At 64.6% G+C, this 18248-nt stretch carries 16 protein-coding genes; 5 read left to right on the forward strand and 11 right to left on the reverse strand.

From position 1 onward, the window contains the following. Positions 1–8: 8 nt before the first annotated feature. Both ACRQ5J_RS14530 and ACRQ5J_RS14535 read right to left on the reverse strand, forming a co-directional pair. On the reverse strand, positions 9–1157 hold the full coding sequence (locus tag ACRQ5J_RS14530; protein WP_432377614.1) for a GTP-binding protein: 1149 nt from the start codon (positions 1155–1157) through the stop codon (positions 9–11). 74 nt (positions 1158–1231) lie between these two features. Further along, positions 1232–1660, reverse strand: coding sequence for a Fur family transcriptional regulator (locus tag ACRQ5J_RS14535; protein WP_432377615.1), 429 nt, complete (start codon positions 1658–1660; stop codon positions 1232–1234). Between the two features lie 46 nt (positions 1661–1706). Between ACRQ5J_RS14535 and ACRQ5J_RS14540 the strand changes: the two genes are divergently transcribed. Continuing rightward, a complete protein-coding gene (locus ACRQ5J_RS14540; RefSeq protein ID WP_432377616.1) occupies positions 1707–2060 on the forward strand; it encodes a hypothetical protein in 354 nt (117 codons plus the stop codon). Positions 2061–2159: 99 nt separating this feature from the next. Beyond that, positions 2160–4148: a TonB-dependent receptor gene (locus ACRQ5J_RS14545; RefSeq protein WP_432377617.1), complete on the forward strand. Its 1989-nt coding sequence runs from the start codon at positions 2160–2162 to the stop codon at positions 4146–4148. Here the strand turns inward: ACRQ5J_RS14545 and ACRQ5J_RS14550 are convergent. The 4 genes from ACRQ5J_RS14550 to hmpA form a co-directional block, all read right to left on the reverse strand. Beyond that, a complete protein-coding gene (locus ACRQ5J_RS14550; RefSeq protein ID WP_432377618.1) occupies positions 4145–4852 on the reverse strand; it encodes an ABC transporter ATP-binding protein in 708 nt (235 codons plus the stop codon). The two genes, ACRQ5J_RS14545 and ACRQ5J_RS14550, sit on opposite strands and share 4 nt — an antisense overlap. Further along, positions 4849–5691: an ABC transporter permease gene (locus tag ACRQ5J_RS14555; RefSeq protein WP_432377619.1), complete on the reverse strand. Its 843-nt coding sequence runs from the start codon at positions 5689–5691 to the stop codon at positions 4849–4851. Before ACRQ5J_RS14555 ends, ACRQ5J_RS14550 begins: the two co-directional genes overlap by 4 nt. An 11-nt stretch (positions 5692–5702) precedes the next feature. Further along, complete coding sequence (locus tag ACRQ5J_RS14560; protein ID WP_432377620.1) at positions 5703–6689, reverse strand: aliphatic sulfonate ABC transporter substrate-binding protein; 987 nt, start codon at positions 6687–6689, stop codon at positions 5703–5705. 94 nt (positions 6690–6783) lie between these two features. Then, positions 6784–7926 carry an NO-inducible flavohemoprotein gene (hmpA, locus tag ACRQ5J_RS14565; RefSeq protein WP_432377621.1) on the reverse strand — a complete coding sequence of 381 codons (1143 nt, stop codon included), beginning with the start codon at positions 7924–7926 and terminating at the stop codon, positions 6784–6786. Between the two features lie 140 nt (positions 7927–8066). Between hmpA and ACRQ5J_RS14570 the strand changes: the two genes are divergently transcribed. Both ACRQ5J_RS14570 and ACRQ5J_RS14575 read left to right on the forward strand, forming a co-directional pair. Next, positions 8067–10121 carry a TonB-dependent receptor family protein gene (locus ACRQ5J_RS14570; RefSeq protein WP_432377622.1) on the forward strand — a complete coding sequence of 685 codons (2055 nt, stop codon included), beginning with the start codon at positions 8067–8069 and terminating at the stop codon, positions 10119–10121. A gap of 218 nt (positions 10122–10339) precedes the next feature. Further along, a complete protein-coding gene (locus ACRQ5J_RS14575) occupies positions 10340–11089 on the forward strand; it encodes a Crp/Fnr family transcriptional regulator (protein ID WP_432377623.1) in 750 nt (249 codons plus the stop codon). Between the two features lie 7 nt (positions 11090–11096). On the opposite strand, the gene ACRQ5J_RS14580 is transcribed toward ACRQ5J_RS14575, so the two are convergent. After that, positions 11097–11324: a hypothetical protein gene (locus ACRQ5J_RS14580; RefSeq protein WP_090187632.1), complete on the reverse strand. Its 228-nt coding sequence runs from the start codon at positions 11322–11324 to the stop codon at positions 11097–11099. A gap of 167 nt (positions 11325–11491) precedes the next feature. Between ACRQ5J_RS14580 and ACRQ5J_RS14585 the strand changes: the two genes are divergently transcribed. Continuing rightward, positions 11492–12928, forward strand: coding sequence for a SulP family inorganic anion transporter (locus tag ACRQ5J_RS14585; RefSeq protein WP_432377624.1), 1437 nt, complete (start codon positions 11492–11494; stop codon positions 12926–12928). A gap of 56 nt (positions 12929–12984) precedes the next feature. On the opposite strand, the gene ACRQ5J_RS14590 is transcribed toward ACRQ5J_RS14585, so the two are convergent. The 4 genes from ACRQ5J_RS14590 to ACRQ5J_RS14605 all read right to left on the reverse strand — a co-directional run bounded on the left by ACRQ5J_RS14590 (position 12985) and on the right by ACRQ5J_RS14605 (position 18161). Continuing rightward, positions 12985–15327 (reverse strand): hypothetical protein, encoded by a 2343-nt coding sequence (locus tag ACRQ5J_RS14590; protein ID WP_432377625.1) that lies wholly within the window; start codon positions 15325–15327, stop codon positions 12985–12987. Then, the gene (locus ACRQ5J_RS14595; protein WP_432377626.1) at positions 15324–16013 is read right to left on the reverse strand and encodes a hypothetical protein; all 690 of its coding nucleotides are present in this window, start codon (positions 16011–16013) and stop codon (positions 15324–15326) included. Before ACRQ5J_RS14595 ends, ACRQ5J_RS14590 begins: the two co-directional genes overlap by 4 nt. 48 nt (positions 16014–16061) lie before the next feature. Next, complete coding sequence (locus ACRQ5J_RS14600; protein WP_432377627.1) at positions 16062–17501, reverse strand: catalase; 1440 nt, start codon at positions 17499–17501, stop codon at positions 16062–16064. A gap of 132 nt (positions 17502–17633) precedes the next feature. Beyond that, entirely contained in the window at positions 17634–18161 is a 528-nt protein-coding gene (locus tag ACRQ5J_RS14605) for an OmpA family protein (protein ID WP_432377628.1), read from the reverse strand. Positions 18162–18248: the final 87 nt, after the last annotated feature.

The following is an 18248-nucleotide window of genomic DNA, read 5'->3' on the forward strand; positions in this document are numbered from 1 at the left end:
TCATAACATCACTCGATCAACCATTGCGGGAAAGGGTCGGGATAACGCCGCCACGCCGTCTCGCCCGCGGCCTGCTCGGCGTCGGTCAGCACGCAGCTGGAGAAGGCCTGCTCGATCTCAGCACGGTCCATGCCGCGGCCGATGAACACCACTTCGTTGACACGGTCATCATACGGCTCGGCCCAGCGGCCAACCGGTTCCAGCGACGCGATCTTGCCGGCGCGGGAATACACCACCGCCCATTCCGGCCGCGTCGCCAGCCACAGATAGCCCTTGGCCCGCACCAGGCCGGTGAAGCCATGGTTGAGGAAATGGTCGAAGCGTTGCGGATGCAGCGCGCGCGGCTCGCGCAGCACAAAGCTGGAAATGCCGTATTCCTCGGTCTCCGGCGTATGCTCGCCGGCCAGTTCGCGCGCCCAGCCGGCCATTTCGCTGGCCTTCTCCAGGTCGAACTTGCCGGTGCCGAGCACCTTGCGCAGCGGCACCTGGCCGCGTTCCGCATAAACGATGTCCGCGCCCGGATTCAGCGCCTTGATGACCGCGCGCACTTCGCCGATCTGCTCCAGCGTCACCAGGTCGGTTTTGCTGACCACTACCACGTCGGCAAACTCGATCTGCTCGCACAGCAGGCCGGCCAGCGAACGGTCGTCGCCTTCGCCGGCGGTTTCGCCGCGCTGCGCCAGGAAGTCGGTGCTGTTGTAGTCATTGAGCAGGTTAAGGGCGTCCACCACCGTCACCATGGTGTCGACGCGCGCCACCTGGTTCAGCGACTGGCCCTGTTCGTCTTCGAAGTCGAAGGTGGCGGCCACCGGCATCGGCTCGCCCACGCCGGTCGATTCGATCAGCAGGTAATCGAAGCGGCCTTCGGTGGCCAGCTTGCGCACTTCCAGCAGCAGGTCCTCGCGCAGGGTGCAGCAAATGCAGCCGTTGCTCATCTCGACCATTTTCTCCTCGGTGCGGGAGAGGGCGGCGCCGGCGTTGCTGCTGCCGTCGCGCAGCAGGCTGGCGTCGATATTAACTTCGCTCATGTCGTTGACGATGACAGCCACGCGCAGGCCGTCGCGGTTGGCCAGGATGTGGTTGAGCAGGGTGGTTTTGCCGGCGCCGAGAAAACCGGAAAGGACGGTCACGGGCAGGCGGCTATCTTGGAAGGACATGACGAATCTCGCTTAAATGCAAACGAGTTGCATATTAAGCGGATTGGGAAGTAAACGCAACTAAGTTGCGTTAGTTAGGTTTTACGATTGCAATTTGCGCAAGTGCCTTTGATGAGGAAGTCGATTTCCTGGGTCTGGAAGCCTTCCGGCAGCTTGATCTTGCGCGGCAGCGCCAGGTCGGTGAAACAGGTGACCTGCTCGCAACTGATGCACTGGAAGTGCGCATGCTCGTGCGCGTGATGGCCGGCGCCGGCGCTGAAGCGCCACACCTGGTCGGCGCCGGCGATGCGGTGGATCAGTTCATTCTCGGTCAGCCATTCGAGGACGCGGTACAGCGTGACGGAGTCCAGCTCCTCGTGCTGTTTTTTGGCCAGGGCAGCCTGGATCTCATGGTGCGTCAGCGATTTTTGCTGGCCCAGCAAAAAATCGAGAACCAGCACGCGCTGGCGGGTGACACGGGCGCCGGTGGCTCGGATCTGGGATTCGGCGATAGATGTTTGCATGCCGCTATGGTAACACGCCACGTAATGCGGTTAAAATACCGGCCATATGTATCGCCGCCGCCGCATAGTCCACGTCTTCCTCGCGCTGCTGTTGCTACTCACGCAGCAGTTGGGGGTAACGCACGTCTACAGCCACTGGAGCGGCGTCGAGCAGTTGAGCGCACAGGCGCTCGCGCAGCTCAGCGAGGCCGATCAGGCCGAGCACCGCAAGCGCATAGCCGTCGACAAGGTCTGCGCCGAATGCATGTCGGCCGCGCAGATGGAGGCGGCCATCACCAGCACCCCGCTGACGCTGGCCCTGTCCACCCTCGGCACCGGGCCGGTCAGGCTGCAGTTTACGCGGCCGGCGTGCGAACGCACCGTCTGTGTCTTCCAGTCCCGCGCGCCTCCTGTGGCCTGACACCCGAAATCCGTCCTGAATTTTGAGTTTTGTCGCCGCCGCGTGTCCGCACAGCCGGGCCGTCGCGCGCGACCGTCACCACATTGCTAGAGGTTTTACATGAATATCCAACGCACGCTGCTGGCCAGCGCGATCCTGTCCGCCTATTCCACGCTGGCTTTCGGCCAGACTGCCGCCGCACCCGAAGTGCAGCAGGTGATTGTCACCGCCAACCCGTTCGGCACCAGCGCCAATGACCAGATCCTGACTCCGGCGAAAGTGCTGTCCGGCGACGAGCTGCGCGACAAGGCCGGCAGCTCGCTGGGCGAAACGCTGTCGCAGGAACTGGGCGTATCGGCATCGGCGTTTGGCGCCGGCGCTTCGCGCCCGATCATCCGCGGCCTGGAGGGCGCGCGCGTCAAGATGCTGGAAAACGGCATGGCCGTTTCCGACGTCTCCGGCCTGTCCAACGACCACGCGGTGGCGGCGGAAGGCGCGGTAGCGCAGCAGATCGAAATCCTGCGCGGCCCGGCCGCGCTGCTGTACGGCTCCGGCGCCATCGGCGGCCTGGTGAACGTCGTCAACGAGCGTATCCCAACCACGCTGGAGCCGAAGCTGACCGGCCAGATCGAGGCGCGCGCCAGCACCGTCGATCAAGGCCGCAACGCCTCGGGCACCATCGACGGCTCGGTCGACAAGTTCGCCTGGCACCTCGACGGCAATGCGCGCAATGCGGACGACTACAAAATCCCGGGCAACCGCGTGCTGGGCGACCTGGATTCGGCCTCCGGCCGCCTGCCGCATTCGGACACCCGTGAGCGCAACTTCGGCGCCGGCGGTTCCTACGTCGACAACTGGGGTTTCGTCGGCGCGTCGGTGTCGCACCTGACCAATGTGTACGGCATTCCAAGCGACGAAGGCTCGAAGATCGACCAGAAGCAAACCCGCTACGACATCGACAGCCTGGTGAAATCGCCGTTCGCGGGCTTTGAAAGCTTCAAGTTCAAGGCCGGCTTCACCGACTACGAACACGCCGAAATCGGCGAAGACGGCGCGCCCGAAGTGATCTTCAAGAACCGCTCGACCGAAACGCGCGCGGAACTGACGCACAAGGCGGTCGCCGGCTGGCACGGCACCTTCGGCGTGCAGACCGAGAACACCAACTTCTCGGCGCTGAGCGCCGAGGGCGGCCCGGACACCGTGCCGGTCACGCATTCGACCTCCAACGCCGCCTTCCTGGTGGAAGAGACGGACTTCGGCCCGGTCAAATTCAATGCCGGCGGCCGGGTCGAACGCGTCAAGCGCGAGCCGGTAACGGGCGTCGACCGTTCGTTCAACCTGCGTTCGGCCTCGGTGGGCGGCATGTGGCCATTCGTGCCGGGCTACGCGCTGGGCGCGACGTTCTCGTATGCGCAGCGCGCGCCGTCGACCGAAGAGCTGTATTCGTCCGGCCCGCACGACGCCACCGTCACCTTCGACATCGGCAATGCCGATTTCAAGAAGGAGACCTCGCGCAACATCGAGCTGAATCTGCAAAAGACCACGGGCCTGGTGCGATGGAAGGCCAACCTGTTCCGCAACAAGGTCAGTGACTTCATCTACGGCCATATCACCGGCAACCTGCTCGACGAAGAGGGCAACCCGGGCGACGAGCTGCGCGAGCGCATTTTCGAGCAGGCCGACGCCACCATCCATGGCGCGGAGGCGGAACTGGAATACAACCCGACCGGCGCCGGCTGGTCGGGCCGCGTATTCGCCGACACCTCGCGCGGCAAGCTCGATCGCGGCGGCAGCCTGCCGCTGCAACCGGCCACCCGTTTCGGCGTCAGCACCGCGTACAAGATGGGGCCTCTGCGCGCCGGCCTGTCGCTGGTGCACGCGCAGTCGCAGGATCGCCTGGCGTCGTTCGAAACCACCGATACGCCGAGCTACAATCAGCTGAACGCCAATGTCTCGTACACGCAAAAGCTGAACGGCTACGACCTGACCTGGTTCGCACTGGCGAAGAACCTGACCAACGACGAAATCCGCGTTTCGACCTCGGTGCTGAAGGATATCGCGCCGCTGCCGGGGCGTAATTTCGTGTTCGGCGTGCGCGCCAAGTTCTAAGCGTGCAGGCTGGCGAGGATGTCGGCCTTCAGATGGGCCGCGTCCACGTCGCCGCGCTTGCGCGGGGCCGGGCCGGGATCGAACCCGGTCAGGCGACCGTCCAGCAGTACCACGCGGTCGCTGAGGTAAAGCGCCTCGTCGATGTCGTGCGTCACCAGCAGCACCGTGAGTTTGTGCTCGCGGGCGACGTTGAGCAGCAGGTCCTGCAACTTCATGCGGGTGAAGGCGTCGACGGCGGAAAAGGGCTCGTCGAGCAGCAGCACGCGCGGTTGCGTGAACAGGCCGCGCGCGATGGCCGCGCGTTGCGCCTGGCCGCCGGACAGCTGTTTTGGCAGCGCGCCGGCGTGGTCTTGCAGTCCGACCTCGGCCAGCAGGCGCGTGACCAGGCGCCGCGTCGACGGTGCGTTAGCGCTGTCGAAGGCGACGTTTTCGGCCACCGTCAGCCACGGGAACAGGCGCGGTTCCTGGAAGATGAAGCCGATGTCGCGGCTGACGCCTTGCAGCGGCTGGCCATGCAGCTTGATCTCGCCGCTGAACTGGCGGTCCAGGCCCGAGGCGATCGACAACAGGCTGCTTTTGCCGCAGCCGCTGGCGCCGATCAGGCTTACCACTTCTCCCTCCTTTAATTGCAGGCGGATGTCGCGCAGGATGGTGCGCGCGCCGTGGCGTTTTTCCTTGACGTGGATATCGAGTGCGATGGTCATACGTAGCTGTCGCGCCATGCCAGGCTGCGTTTCTCGATGGCGGCCATCAGCGAGTCGCTGGCTTTGCCGAGGATGGCCAGCAGTGCGATGGCCGCCAGGACGATGTCCGCGCGGCTGGTTTCGCGGCCGTCGGAGAGCAGGTAGCCCAGGCCTTTGCTGGCGGCGATCAGTTCCGCCGCCACCATGAACATCCAGGCCAGGCTAAGGCCGTTGCGCAGGCCGGTGAGGATGGCCGGCAGCGCGGCCGGCAGCAGCACGCGCCGCGTCAGCGCCACAGCCGATAGCCGGTAAAGCCGCGCGACTTCAATCAGCTTGCGGTCCACGCCGCGTATGCCGGAGGCCACGCCCATGTAGACCGGGAAGAACGCGCCGATGGCGATCAGGACGATCTTTGGCGCTTCGTCGATGCCCAGCCACAGCAGCAATAGCGGCACCCAGGCCAGCGACGGGATCGCGCGCAGGGCCTGGAAGCTGGGGTCGAGCAGGGCTTCGGCATGGCGGCTCAAGCCGACCGCTGCGCCCAGCAGCACGGCCAGCGCGGCGCCGCTCGCAAAGCCTGCCGCCACGCGCAGCGTGCTGGCGCCGATGTGGCCCAGCAGTCCTTGCGCGCCGAGATCGCGCAGGGTATCGATAATTTGCGAGGGCGCTGGCAGCAGGTTGGCAGGAATCAGGCCAGCGCGCACCGACAGCTCCACCGCCAGCAACGCTGTCACCGGCAGCAGCAGGCCAAGCAAGGCCCGTCGCCTACGTCCGTCCCCGGCGCGCACGTCGGGCGCGTCCGAAGCCTCTGCCGCCACCACCGTCGCTTCCGCAGCCACCGCCGTTGCCGATGTCGCCATGCTGAAGTGTCCTATGCCCGCGCGATATAGGATTGTGCGAAGCGCGTATCCACCAGCTCCGCAATCGCCTTGTTCAAATCGGCATCGCGCTTGACCAGCGCCTCGTCCTTGAGAATCGGCGCGGCGACCTGCAAAGCCTTCACATGCTCGGCGCCCGGCTGGGGATTGGAGAAATCGCTGCGCAGCTTCACCTGCAGCAGCGCCACCGGCAGCGACACCTTGGCCTCCTCGGACAAAATCTTCGCCGCCTCGGAAGGATGGGCGCGTATCCATGCGCGCGCCTTCTCGTAAGCCTTGATCACGCGCGCCACCTCTGCCGGCCGCGTGGCCAGGAAATCCTCCCGCACATTCAGGAAGCCGTAGGTATTGAAGGCGATATTCCGGTAAATCAGCTTCGAGCCGCTTTCCAGCTCGCTGGCCGCCATGTGCGGATCGAGTCCCGCCCACGCATCCACCTTGCCCTGCTCCAGCGCCGCGCGGCCGTCCGCATGCTGCAAGCTCACATGCTCGATATCGCTGCGCGTCAAGCCCGCCGTCTGCAGGGACCGCAGCAGGAACAGATACGGATCGGTGCCTTTGGTGGCGGCGACCTTCTTGCCCTTCAAATCCGCGATGGTGCGGATATTGGAATCCTTGCGCACCACCAGCGCGGTCCACTCGGGGCGCGAATAAATATACGGCGTCTTGATCGGATTGCCGTTTGCCTTGGCCAGCAAGGCCGCCAGTCCGGCGGAGGAACCGATATCGATGCTGTTCGCGTTCAGGTATTCTAGCGCGCGATTGCTGCCGGCGCTCAGCACCCAGCGTACCTGCACGCCATCGGCCTTGAACTCATCTTCGAGCCAGCCGAAGCGCCGCAGCACAAGGCTGGTGGGCGAATAGTAAGCGTAGTCCAGCCGCAGCTCCTTCAGCGGAGCCGCAACGACCAGCGATACGGGAGACAAACCGGAGATGGCGGCGCTGCCGGCCGCCAGTTTCAACAGAGTTCTGCGCTTCATGTTTTCCCAAGGTTAGGCGTGGATGTATAAAGTATTACACCCACGCCGCGCCGGGTACACGAAGAAATCCAGCTTTACATAGTTGGAAAGCGCATCAGGCCAGGGCTTCCGCCGGGCCGAAGAACTCATAATGCGTCTGCGATGGCGGCACGCCCACCTCGCGCAGATACGACTTGATCGCCTTCATGAACGGCGTAGGGCCGAGGAAGTAGGCTTCCACATCGCGCGTCTCCGGCAGCCACTGATCCAGGTGCCGGGGATGCAGATTGCCGTAGCAGTAGAAGCGCTGGAGTTGTGGATGCTCGGCCGCCAGCGCATCCACATGCTCGCGGAAGGCATGCACCTCGGGGTTGCGCGCCGCATGAATGAAGTGGATAGGGCGCTTGCTCGCCAGCGCCTGCGTCAGCATCGCCAGCGTTGGCGTGATGCCGACGCCGCCGCTGATCAGCACCAGCGGCTTGTCGCTATCGGCCAGCACAAAATCGCCGGCCGGCGGGAACAGCTGAACGCTGTCGCCGACATGCACCTGGTCGTGCAGGAAGTTCGACACCTGGCCGCCCGGCTCGCGCTTCACGCTGATGCGGTAATCGTCGCCATTGGCGGCGGCGGACAGCGAATACTGGCGGCGCTGCTCGTTGCCGTTCATGTTGACCACGATGCCGATGTACTGGCCCGGCTTGTGCGTCACCACCTTGCCGCCATCGGCCGGCGCCAGCACGAAGGAGGTGATCTCGTCGCTTTCCGGCGTTTTCGACACCACCTTGAAAGCGCGCGCGCCGCGCCAGCCGCCATTGGCCTGTTCGTTCTGCCGGTAGAGATTTTCCTCGGCGCCGATCAGGATATCGGCCAACTGGCCATACGCCGCGCCCCACGCCTCGATCACCGCATCGGTCGCCACCTCTTCGCCCAGCACCTCGCGGATCGCCTTCAGCAGCGAGGCGCCGACGATAGGGTAGTGCTCCGGCTGGATCTGCAAGGCCACGTGCTTGTTGACGATGGTGCCGACCAGCGGACCAAGCTTTTCCAGCTTCTCGATATTTTTCGCATACATCAGCACCGCGTTGGCCAGCGCGCGCTGCTGGGTGCCCTCGTGCTGGTTGGCCTGGTTGAACAAGGGCGACACTTGCGGATAATCGCGGAACATCGACTTGTAAAAGTGGCGGGTCAGCGCTTCGCCGCCTTGTTCGAGCAGGGGAACGGTGGCGGTGATGATGGCTTTGTGTTGTTGGCTAAGCATGGTCTTCTCTCGTGGTTGTGAACTCGACGAAAAGAAGTATATCAGATGAATGTTTAAATTGCAGAACTTGTTGACAGGCTGGATATTGAGAATGAGAAGTGTTATCATCTCCGCCATTTACATACTTTCATATTGCTTCCATGTCCGAATTCAAACTGACCGCACTGGCCGCCGCCGCATTCCTGTTGGTGGCGTCCGCCGCCCACGCCCAACAAACGGAAGACGCGCCGATGGAATCGATCCAGGTCTCCGGCAGCTGGCTGGGATCGGGGCTGCAAAACAGCGTCAAGAATTTCGCCGGCGCGCGCACGGTGGTCGGCAAGGAAGCGATAGAAGAGAGCGGCGCGGCCAACATCGGCGACGTGCTCCGCCGCATCCCCGGCGTGCAATCGACCGACAACTCGGGCACGGCGGGCAGCGCCATCTCGCTCAACATCGGCATCCGCGGCCTGACGGGCCGCTACTCGCCGCGCTCGACCGTGCTGCTGGACGGCATACCGCTGGCGGTGGCGCCGTATGGCCAGCCGCAACTGTCGTTCGCGCCGGTCAGCCTGAACAATGTCGAATCGATCGACGTCGTGCGCGGCGGCGGCGCGGTGCGTTACGGCCCGCAAAACGTCGGCGGCATCATCAACTTCCGCAGCCGCGCGATCCCGGAGGGCGAGGGCATCCACGGCGACGCCAGCGTGCGCTACAACGACTTCGGCGAAGGCGGCAGCAACCGCCAGTACAGCGCCTTCGTCGGCGGCACCGCCGGCAACGGCCTCGGCGTCGCACTGATGTACTCGGGCATGGAAGGGCGCGAATGGCGCCAGGGCAGCGACGAAAAGGTCAACGACGTCGCCGTCAAATTCCGCTACCGGCTCGACCGTAACAGCGAGGTGTACGGCAAGGTCTCGTACTACGACGTCAAATCGAAAACGCCGGGCGGCCTGACGGTGGCCCAATACAACGCCGATCCGTTCCAGAACACCCGCCCCAGCGACTTCTGGAGCGGCGACCGCAAGGGCGCGGACGTCGGCTACCTGAACACGATATCGGCCACGCAGGAATTCGAGGTCAAGGCCTACTACAACGAAAGTTTCCGCCAGAGCGCGCTGATCAACGCAGCCAAAACGCAAATCACCTGGCAGCCGCGCAACTACGAAGTGCTGGGCGTGGAGCCGCGCTACACGCAGCGCTTCAGCAGCGGCGGCCTGACGCACGACGTCACGCTCGGCTACCGTTTCCTGCGCGAGCGCGGCGACGACAACAGCTACATCCAGACCGTCAGGACCGGTGCCAACGGCGCCACCACCAGCTTCCTCAACAGCACCGACGCGCACGCCGCCTACATCGACGACCGCATCGCGCTGGGCCAATGGCGCATCACGCCGGGCTTGCGTTACGAAAAAATCTCATCGACCCGCGACGACGTGGCCGCCAGGTCTACCTTCGAAACCGACAACAACAAAGCGCTGCCGTCGCTCAACGTCGCCTATTTGGTCAACCGGGCGCTGACGGTCTTCGTCAACTACACCACCTCGTTCGGCGCGGTGCAGAACACGCAACTGAACTCGCAAACGCCAGGCAACCCGCTGAAACCGGAGCTGGCGAAAACGGCCGAACTGGGCGCGCGCTGGAAAACCGGCGCGGTCAGTGCCGAAGTCACCGCCTTCCGGCTCAAGTTCGACAACCAGATCGCGCAAGTGCCGGGCATCACGCCGGCCACCTTCCAGAACATAGGCGCCACCCGGCACGACGGCCTGGAAACGGCGATCGACTACAGCTTCGACGACGCCAGCGCGCTGGCCGGCCTGAACGTCTACGCCAACTACACGTACACCAAAGCCATCCAGGAATCGGGCGCCACGGCGGGCCTGGACGTACCGTTCTACTCGCGCAACACCGACACGGTTGGCGCGCGCTACCGCGTTGGCGCATGGACGGCCAACCTGTCCAGCACACACCAGACCAAGCAATACTCCGACACCGCCAACACGGTTGCGGAAGCGGCAAACGGCGGCGCCGGCCTGATCCCTGGCTTCCGTCTGTGGAACGCGCAAGTGTCGTGGAAACAACCTGCCTACGAAATCGCGGCCGGCGTCAACAACATCGCTGACAAGCGCTACTACACGCGCAACGTCGACGGCAACGCCGGCCGCATGGTCGGCGCGCCGCGCACCGCCTACCTGCAACTGCGCGTCGCCTACTAAACCGAATCCGGGGTCAGGTCTGACATTCGCACACGGGCTCAACTGCGTAGCGGTTGAGCCCGTGTGCGAATGTCAGACCTGACCCCGGGCGTAGGACTAAGATGACATTTTGCAATGTTCGCAGCCTACATTGGACTACAAGGTGCTCCTATACCGGCAGTTTAGGCCGCTGGGTATAGTGTCTACATCAACCAGACAGACACTTACAGAGGCACACCATGAACGCAATCCATACCGCACCAGCCGCCCAACAGACCGTTAGCCTGATCGGCGCGCAACAGAACGATTTGCTGCGCGCCCTGTCGCGCGATGATCTGCTCGCCCTGTTCGGCGACCTGGAATTGGTCACGTTGCCGGAAGGTAAGCATCTGTTTGATTTTGGTGACGCCGTCGAGTACACCTACTTCCCGACCAACGCCATTGTTTCCCTGCAGTATGTCATGGAAGATGGTGCGACCACCGAGATCGCTGTTGTCGGCCGCGAAGGTGTGGTGGGCGTGGCGCTGCATCCGACCGAGCGCGCCAGCTACGCGGCCGTGGTCCAGACCGCCGGCTATGGCTACCGTCTGAAAACCTCGGTGCTGCGCGACGTGTTCTATAGCGGCGGCCCGTTGGCCCAGCAACTGATGCGCTATACCAGCATGATGTTCGCCCAACTGGCGCAGAGCGTGGCCGGTAGCCGTCATACCAGCATCGAGCAGAAGCTGTGCCGCTGGCTGCTGGAGCGCCTCGACCGTTCGCTGTCGAACGAGCTGAAAGTGACCCAGGAGATGATCGCCAATATGCTCGGCGTGCGCCGCGAGAGCATCACCGGCGCGGCAGGCAAGCTGGCCCAGGAAGGCCTGATTACCTACCGCCGCGGCCTCGTGACCGTGCTGGACCGTGATGGCATGGAGCGCCGCGCGGGCAGCTGCTACCAGGGCCGCGTCAATAAATCGGCCCCGGCCCAGCAACGTTACGCGGCATAAGAAGTGATTAGTGCAGTACGCGCGATGGCGGATTGATCAGGAAACCACCGAAATCCGCCCGCGCCGGCAGACGCGCAGCCAGATCCTGGTCCAGCTTGCGCTGCACCAGTTTGTGCCAGGCGCTGGCCCACCGGGCCGCCAGTTGCGATTCTTCCGCCGAGCGCGCATACAGCGTTCTTTCCACGGCGAGTTTTTGGCGTTGCAAGGCGTAGCTGGCGGATATCAAAGTAGTCATGGCGTAGTTGACTGAATAGTTGATCGGGAATGCGTTGCCATTGTGCTCCTGTCACCCCGGTGCTGAATGTGCGCCACTTCACCCATAGCGATGAGTAAAACTCTGCATTGCGTGTAAAATGCAGGGCTGTTGCTCATCCGCATCGTTTCTTTCCGGCTTGTTCCCTCATGAATTTCTCTAAAAACGCGTTGGCGGGCTTGACCACGTCATTCGCGCTGGTGCCCGAGTGCATCGCTTTTGCGCTGGTTGCGCATCTCAATCCGCTGGCCGGGCTGTACGGCGCTTTCTTCATCTGCACTATCACCGCCTTGTTCGGCGGTCGTCCCGGCATGATTTCCGGCGCCGCCGGTTCGATGGCGGTGGTGATCGTGGCCCTGGTTGCACAGCACGGCTTGCAGTATTTCCTCGCCACCGTCGTGTTGAGCGGGCTGATCATGCTGTTGTTTGGCGTGCTGCGAATGGGGAAACTGGTGACGATGGTGCCGCATCCGGTAATGCTGGGTTTCGTCAACGGGCTGGCGATCGTCATTGCGTGGTCGCAATTGCAACATTTCAAGGACGGCGCCGGCTGGTTGCAGGGCGCGGCGCTGGCGTGGATGTGCGGCCTGGTGCTGCTGACGATGCTGATCGTGTATCTGCTGCCGCGCTTGACCAAGGCGCTGCCGCCCGCGCTAGTGGCGATTGTCGGCGTCGGCGTGTTGTCGGCAACGCTGCATCTGCCGGTGCGCACGCTGGGCGACATGGCGCATATCGCCGGCGGCCTGCCGTCGTTTGCCTTGCCGGAGCTGCCGATGAATCTGGAGACGCTGCGTATTGTGCTGCCGTACGCCTTCCTGATGGCGATGGTGGGCCTGCTGGAAACGCTGCTGACTTTTAACCTGACCGACGAAATCACCGAGACGCGCGGCTTGCCGAATCGTGAATGTGTGGCGCTGGGCGCGGCCAATGTGGCGTCCGGCCTGTTCGGCGGCATGGGCGGCTGCGCGATGATAGGCCAGACCATGATCAACCTCAGCTCCGGCGGCCGTACGCGCGTGTCGGGGGCGGTGGCGGGCATCATGATCCTGCTGTTTATTCTGTTCCTGTCGCCGCTTATCGAGCAGATTCCGCTGGCGGCGCTGGTGGGCGTGATGTTCGTGGTGGCGCAGGAGACGTTTGCCTGGGGTTCGCTGCGTGTGCTGGGCAAGGTGCCGCGTCACGACGCCTTGCTGATTGTGGCGGTGACGGCGATTACGGTGGCGACCGATCTGGCGATGGCGGTCATGTGCGGCATCATTATCGCGGCGCTGAGCTTCGCCTGGCGCCATGCGCGCGATATCCGCGCGGACGTGAGCAGCGTCGATGGCGTGAAGCGCTATACGCCGCATGGGACGCTGTTCTTCGCTTCCGTTGCCCACTTCAACGCCTTGTTCGATCCGCAGGGTGATCCGCAGCACGTGGTGCTCGACGCCCGCGATCTGCGCCTGGCCGACCATTCGGCGGTGGTGGCGGTGGCCACGCTGAGCGAGCGTTATGCCAAAGCCGGCAAGACGCTCCAGGTCCAACACCTGTCCAAGCGCTGCGAAACGCTGCTGCAACGGTCGGGAGTCATGGCTACCGCGTGACGTGCCGATCGGGGCGTGCGGCTACCGGCCAGGGATGCGCCAACGTTTGAAGCAGGTCAGTAGAAGTAAGGCGTCTTGCCCGCCCACTCGGTATTGCCGTAGACCTTGTGCAGCAGCGTGAAGGCGCGCTTCGACAGCGTTTTCGCATCCGCGTCCAGACAACCGCCGCGCGTCGATTGCACCACGGTGTGCAACAGCCATGGCAGCTCCGGATCTTTCGGCATCGCCGCCGCGCGGCGCAGCACGTGGTCGCCGACAAAGCCGGTGGCGGTCTTCAAAGCGCCCAGCTGCGCCAGCTCCTTGTTTCGCACGGCGGCATTGCCGGTTTCCGGCGCCGGCGGCGCCTGTTCGGTGGCGACGTCCTCGTCGACCTCGACCCCGGCCTTGGCCGGCAGCTTGCACCACATGCTGGCCGTGGTTTCATCTTGCGGCATCTGCGCAAAGTCGGCGCGGGTGGCGGTCCAGCCGTTCAGCGTTGGCGTGAGCTGCCATTTCATCGCGCTGACCAGCATCCAGTGACGACGCTCCTGCACCGTTGCCAGTTTTTGATACTCGCGCATCACCGGCGCCAGCGCCGGCGCGCTTTGCTCGACCTGTTTCGCGGCAGCCAGCGCCGGCGCTTCCTGTCCAAGCAAGTCAAAACGCATCCACGCCGCGATGGCGATGCGCGTGCGCAGCGCCGCCGGCAGGCGTTTGTCGGCGCTTAGCGCGAACAGGTCGGCGGTGGCAAGGCCGCTGTTCAGCCAACGCTGGCCGTCCGCCGCCAGTTCTTCGACCGGCGGTTGGCTGCCGGCCTTCTCGCCGGTGTCGGCGTCGCGGCGCTCGGCCAGGCCGCGCATCAGGTAAGCCGCCGCTTCCGCCGGCGTCAGCGCGATGGCGAAGCGCTCCTGGCGAAACAGATTGCGCGCGCTTGGTGACGCCGCGCGTTGCAGCGCGCCGCTGGCCAGCACCGCATCCTCAAGCACGCGCGCCTTGTCGGCCTGCCTGGTCAGGCGATAGTGCCGCGCCAGCGCATAACGGACGGTCAGATATTCCGGCGCATTTTCCGGCACCTGCAAGGCCGCTTTCTCGACATCCGCCGGCAGCGTGCTGTGGTTGATGGTCGCCGCCATCAGCCAGACGCGCGCCTGCGGCGTATTGCCTTCTCTGGCGTAGCGGCGCCACTGCGCCAGCGCATGTTCGCGTTCCGGCGCGCAGGTGCTAGCCTGCGCGCCGCCGTAGCACTGCACGCTCTGGATCCAGTCGATGAAGCCGACGTTCTTGCGCATGGCGTCCACCGGCATCAGTCGATCCGCCAGCAGGCGCCAATCGCCCAACTTGTCTTCGGCGTAGGGATCGGCGTTGGGATTGTCCAGCGCCTTGCTCAGTTCCGCGAAGCGCAGCTTTGGCGTCAGGCGCGCACGCATGCTGCGGCCGATGGCGCGGGCGTCTTCGTGCATGTCCTTGAGCGAAGCATCGGCCAGGATGTGATCGATGCTGCGCTGGATCGCGTCCATGACTTTCTGCTGCGCGGCCTCGCGTGCGGCCGCCGCCTCCGGACCCTCGGATGCGATTTCACGCTCGCGCCGCCAGCGCTCTTCCTGCGATACGCCCGGCGGCACATAAGTGGCCAGACGCGCCTGCGCGCGCAACGCCAGGTATTCTCCCCAGTGGCGCAGCGGATGCTTGTCGGTGGCGCCGATGCGCGCGAAGACCCGGTTGGCGGCGGCGTAGTCCTGCGCGTAGAAGGCGGCGGAAGCCAACTGGTATTCCTGCATCTGGCGCCAGTACAGCGCTTCCGACGCCGGCAGCGGCGCCGGCTGCGCCACCGCCGGCCTGGCCTGGCCCCAGCCGGGCGGCTTCGCTTCGGGATCGTCGCCACAGATGCGGAACACCTGGCGCTGGGTGTTGACCCACGCCGCCAGCCGCACCGGCGTCGCGTCCTCGCGCTGGGCCAGCGCGTTCAGCGTTTGCGTGGCGAAGGCGTAGCTGCTGTCCGGGCAGGCGCGATAGGTGGCGGCGACATTGTCCTTGTCGCGCGCCGGCAGCACTTCGCGCTTCAGCGCAGCGCTGACGGCCAGGCGCCAGCCATCGTAGACGTTATTCGGCGCGCTTTCGCGCCAGTCGCCGTAACCGCCCGGACGGCCCTCGACCGAGACCGTCAGGCCGTTGGCCATGCCCGGCGACGCCTTCAGGCCCGGCGCGCCGAGCATCACGCCGCGCCACGCGGCATACAAATAGCTGCGCGCGTAGGACGGCAGCACCACGCCCAGCTCACCGGCCTGATAGCGGTTCAGCGCAATGTCCGCCCCCAGCCGGTTGGTGTAACGGTCGTAGGCGACGTCGCCGCTGGCGCCGGCGTTGGCGGCGACCAGCAGCGCGACGGCGGCCAGGGCGCCGGGACGATAAGAACGATTCATGGAGTGCTCCCGATATCTGTGCCACGCTTCCATGCGTAGCGGTCGAACCAATAGGTCTTGCGGTAGCGCGCCGCCACCTGCGGCGGAAACGCTTCTTGCGGCGAAAAGCCGGCGACAGTGCGGCAGCTGGCGTGCAGCGTCGCGGGCGATTGTTCGATGACGCGGCGCAGGGCGGCGTTGTCGCGGCCCATGCGGAAGAACATCGGCACCACTTCGTCGGCGCCCAGATCGTCCAGCCATGCCGGCGAGCGGCACCACCAGGCCAGCGCGGTAACGGACAGCTTGATTTGCGGCGGCAGATCGGCGCGCAGCTGGCGCACCAGCGACCGATAGAACACGCGCTGCGAAGGCCTGGCCTCCATGTCCAGCTGCACCCAGCCCGAGGTGCTGACGGTCGCCGCCTCGTGCATCGCGCGCAGGATCATGGCGCGGCGGCGTTCGATATCGATGGGCGGATTGACGGTGCTGACTTCCACATGCACCACCGGCGTAATGCGCGAGGCGGCGGGCCAGCGGGCGCGCGGGCGGGTCAGGGCGGCGTCGCCGCTGAGAAGAATGTGACGTTGCAGGACGGCCGCTTCGGGCTGCGACCATGGCGGCAGCGCGGCGCCGTCCCACAGCCATGCGATCTGCTGCGCGGCGGCGCAGGGGCAGAGCAGGGCCAGGATCAGGAATACAAGGGGCATCAGTGCAATGGGGCGGCGTAGAGACTAAGCCGCCCCATTGTACCGCAGTTACTTGCCTTCGAGCGCTGCGATCGCCGCTGCCACGCCGGCGCCGTAGGCCGGATCGGCCTGGGTGCAGTTGTCGATGTGGCGCTGCTGCACCGGCTTCGACACGCCATGGATCGCGCGCGCGGTGTTTTCGAACAGCAGCTGCTTCTTGTCGTCGGTCAGCAGGCGGAACAGATTGCCCGGTTGCGAGAAGTAGTCGGTGTCCACGCGGTGGTTCCAGTGGTCGGCCGCGCCTTCCAGCGACAGCGGCGGTTCCTTGAACTGCGGGCTTTCCTGCCATTCGCCGCGGCTGTTCGGCTCATACGGCGTCTGGCCGCCGCCGTTCGGCGTCACGCGCATGGCGCCGTCGCGGTGGTAGCTGTGGAATGGGCACTTCGGCGCGTTCACCGGAATCTGGTGGTGGTTCACGCCGAGCCGGTAGCGCGCCGCGTCGCCATACGAGAACAGGCGCGATTGCAGCATTTTGTCCGGCGAGAAGCTCACGCCCGGCACCACGTTGGCCGGCGAGAAGGCCGATTGCTCGACTTCCGCGAAGTAGTTTTCCGGGTTGCGGTTCAGTTCCAGCACGCCGACATCGATCAGCGGGTAGTCGCCCTTCGGCCACACCTTGGTCAGGTCGAACGGATGGTACGGCACCTTGGAGGCATCGGCTTCCGGCATGATCTGCACCGCCAGTTTCCAGCGCGGGAATTCCTTGCGCTCGATGGCGTCGAACAGGTCGCGCTGCGAGCTTTCGCGGTCGGCGCCGACCAGTGCGGCCGCCTCGGCGTCGCTGAGGTTCTCGATGCCCTGCTGCGAGACGAAGTGGAACTTGACCCAGAAGCGCTCATTGGCGGCGTTGATGAAGGAGAAGGTGTGGCTGCCGAAGCCGTGCATGTGGCGGTAGCCCTTCGGGATGCCGCGGTCGCTCATGACGATGGTGACCTGGTGCAGCGCTTCCGGCAGCAGGGTCCAGAAGTCCCAGTTGTTCTCGGCGCTGCGCAGATTGGTCTTCGGATCGCGCTTGACCACGTGGTTCAGGTCCGGGAACTTGAGCGGATCGCGGAAGAAGAACACCGGCGTGTTGTTGCCAACGATGTCCCAGTTGCCTTGCTCGGTGTAGAACTTGACGGCGAAGCCGCGGATATCGCGTTCGGCGTCGGCGGCGCCGCGCTCGCCGGCCACGGTCGAAAAGCGCATGAACACGTCGGTCTGCTTGCCCACTTCCGAGAACAGCGCGGCCTTGGTGTAGCGGGTGATGTCGTGGGTGACGGTGAAAGTGCCGTAGGCGCCGGAGCCCTTGGCGTGCATGCGGCGCTCGGGGATCACTTCGCGCGCGAAGTGGGCCAGCTTTTCCAGATGCCATACATCCTGCAGCAGGACCGGGCCGCGCGGGCCGGCGGTCTGGGTGTTTTGGTTGTCGACGACGGGAGCGCCGGCGGCAGTAGTGAGATTTTTCATGAAACTTCCTTCGCCTGTTTGGGATGAACGGAAACTTCCAGCATAACGACTACCACAGCTTTGCGCCGCTCTCAAAAGAGAGAGCCGCAATGAAAAACGCCCGGCGGTGCCGGGCGTTCGATACTACATCAATTACTTGCTTGGGTAGATGATGTCGTCGCGACGGTCGTGCGCGCGGGCAGCGTTGTCGGTGCCGGTCGATTTCTCTTTACCGTACGAAACGGCTTCCATCTGGCCGTCTTTCACGCCTTGTGCTTTCAGGGCGGTGATCAGGGCCTGGGCGCGCTTCTGGCCCAGGGCCAGGTTGTATTCCGCGCCGCCGCGGTCGTCGGTGTTGCCTTCGACTTTGATTGCTACGTTCGGGTTAGCCGACAGGAACTTGGCGTGGTCCGCGACCAGGGCGTCGAATTCCGGCTTGACGGTGTACTTGTCGAAGTCGAAGTAGACGCTACGGTTTTTGTAGATCGAGCTGTTTGGGTCCAGGTACGCTGGCAGCGGTGCCGGTGCTGGCGCCGGTGCTGGTGCGGCCACTGGCGCTGGGGCCGGGGCTGGCGCAGGTGCCGGTGCTGGCGCCGGGGTTGGTGCAGGTGCTGGGGTCGAGCATGCGCTCAGCAGTGCGATGGTGCAGGCTGCCAGCAGGATATTGGTTTTAGCTTTCATCGAAATTACTCCCGAATTGGTTTTGTTTGTGGGGACACGCTAGGTGTGAGGCTGTTCCGCAGCCCGCGAGCAGTATTATATAAGGGT

The organism is Duganella sp. P38 (genome assembly GCF_050859475.1).
In the GTDB taxonomy this organism is placed as follows: domain Bacteria; phylum Pseudomonadota; class Gammaproteobacteria; order Burkholderiales; family Burkholderiaceae_D; genus Rugamonas.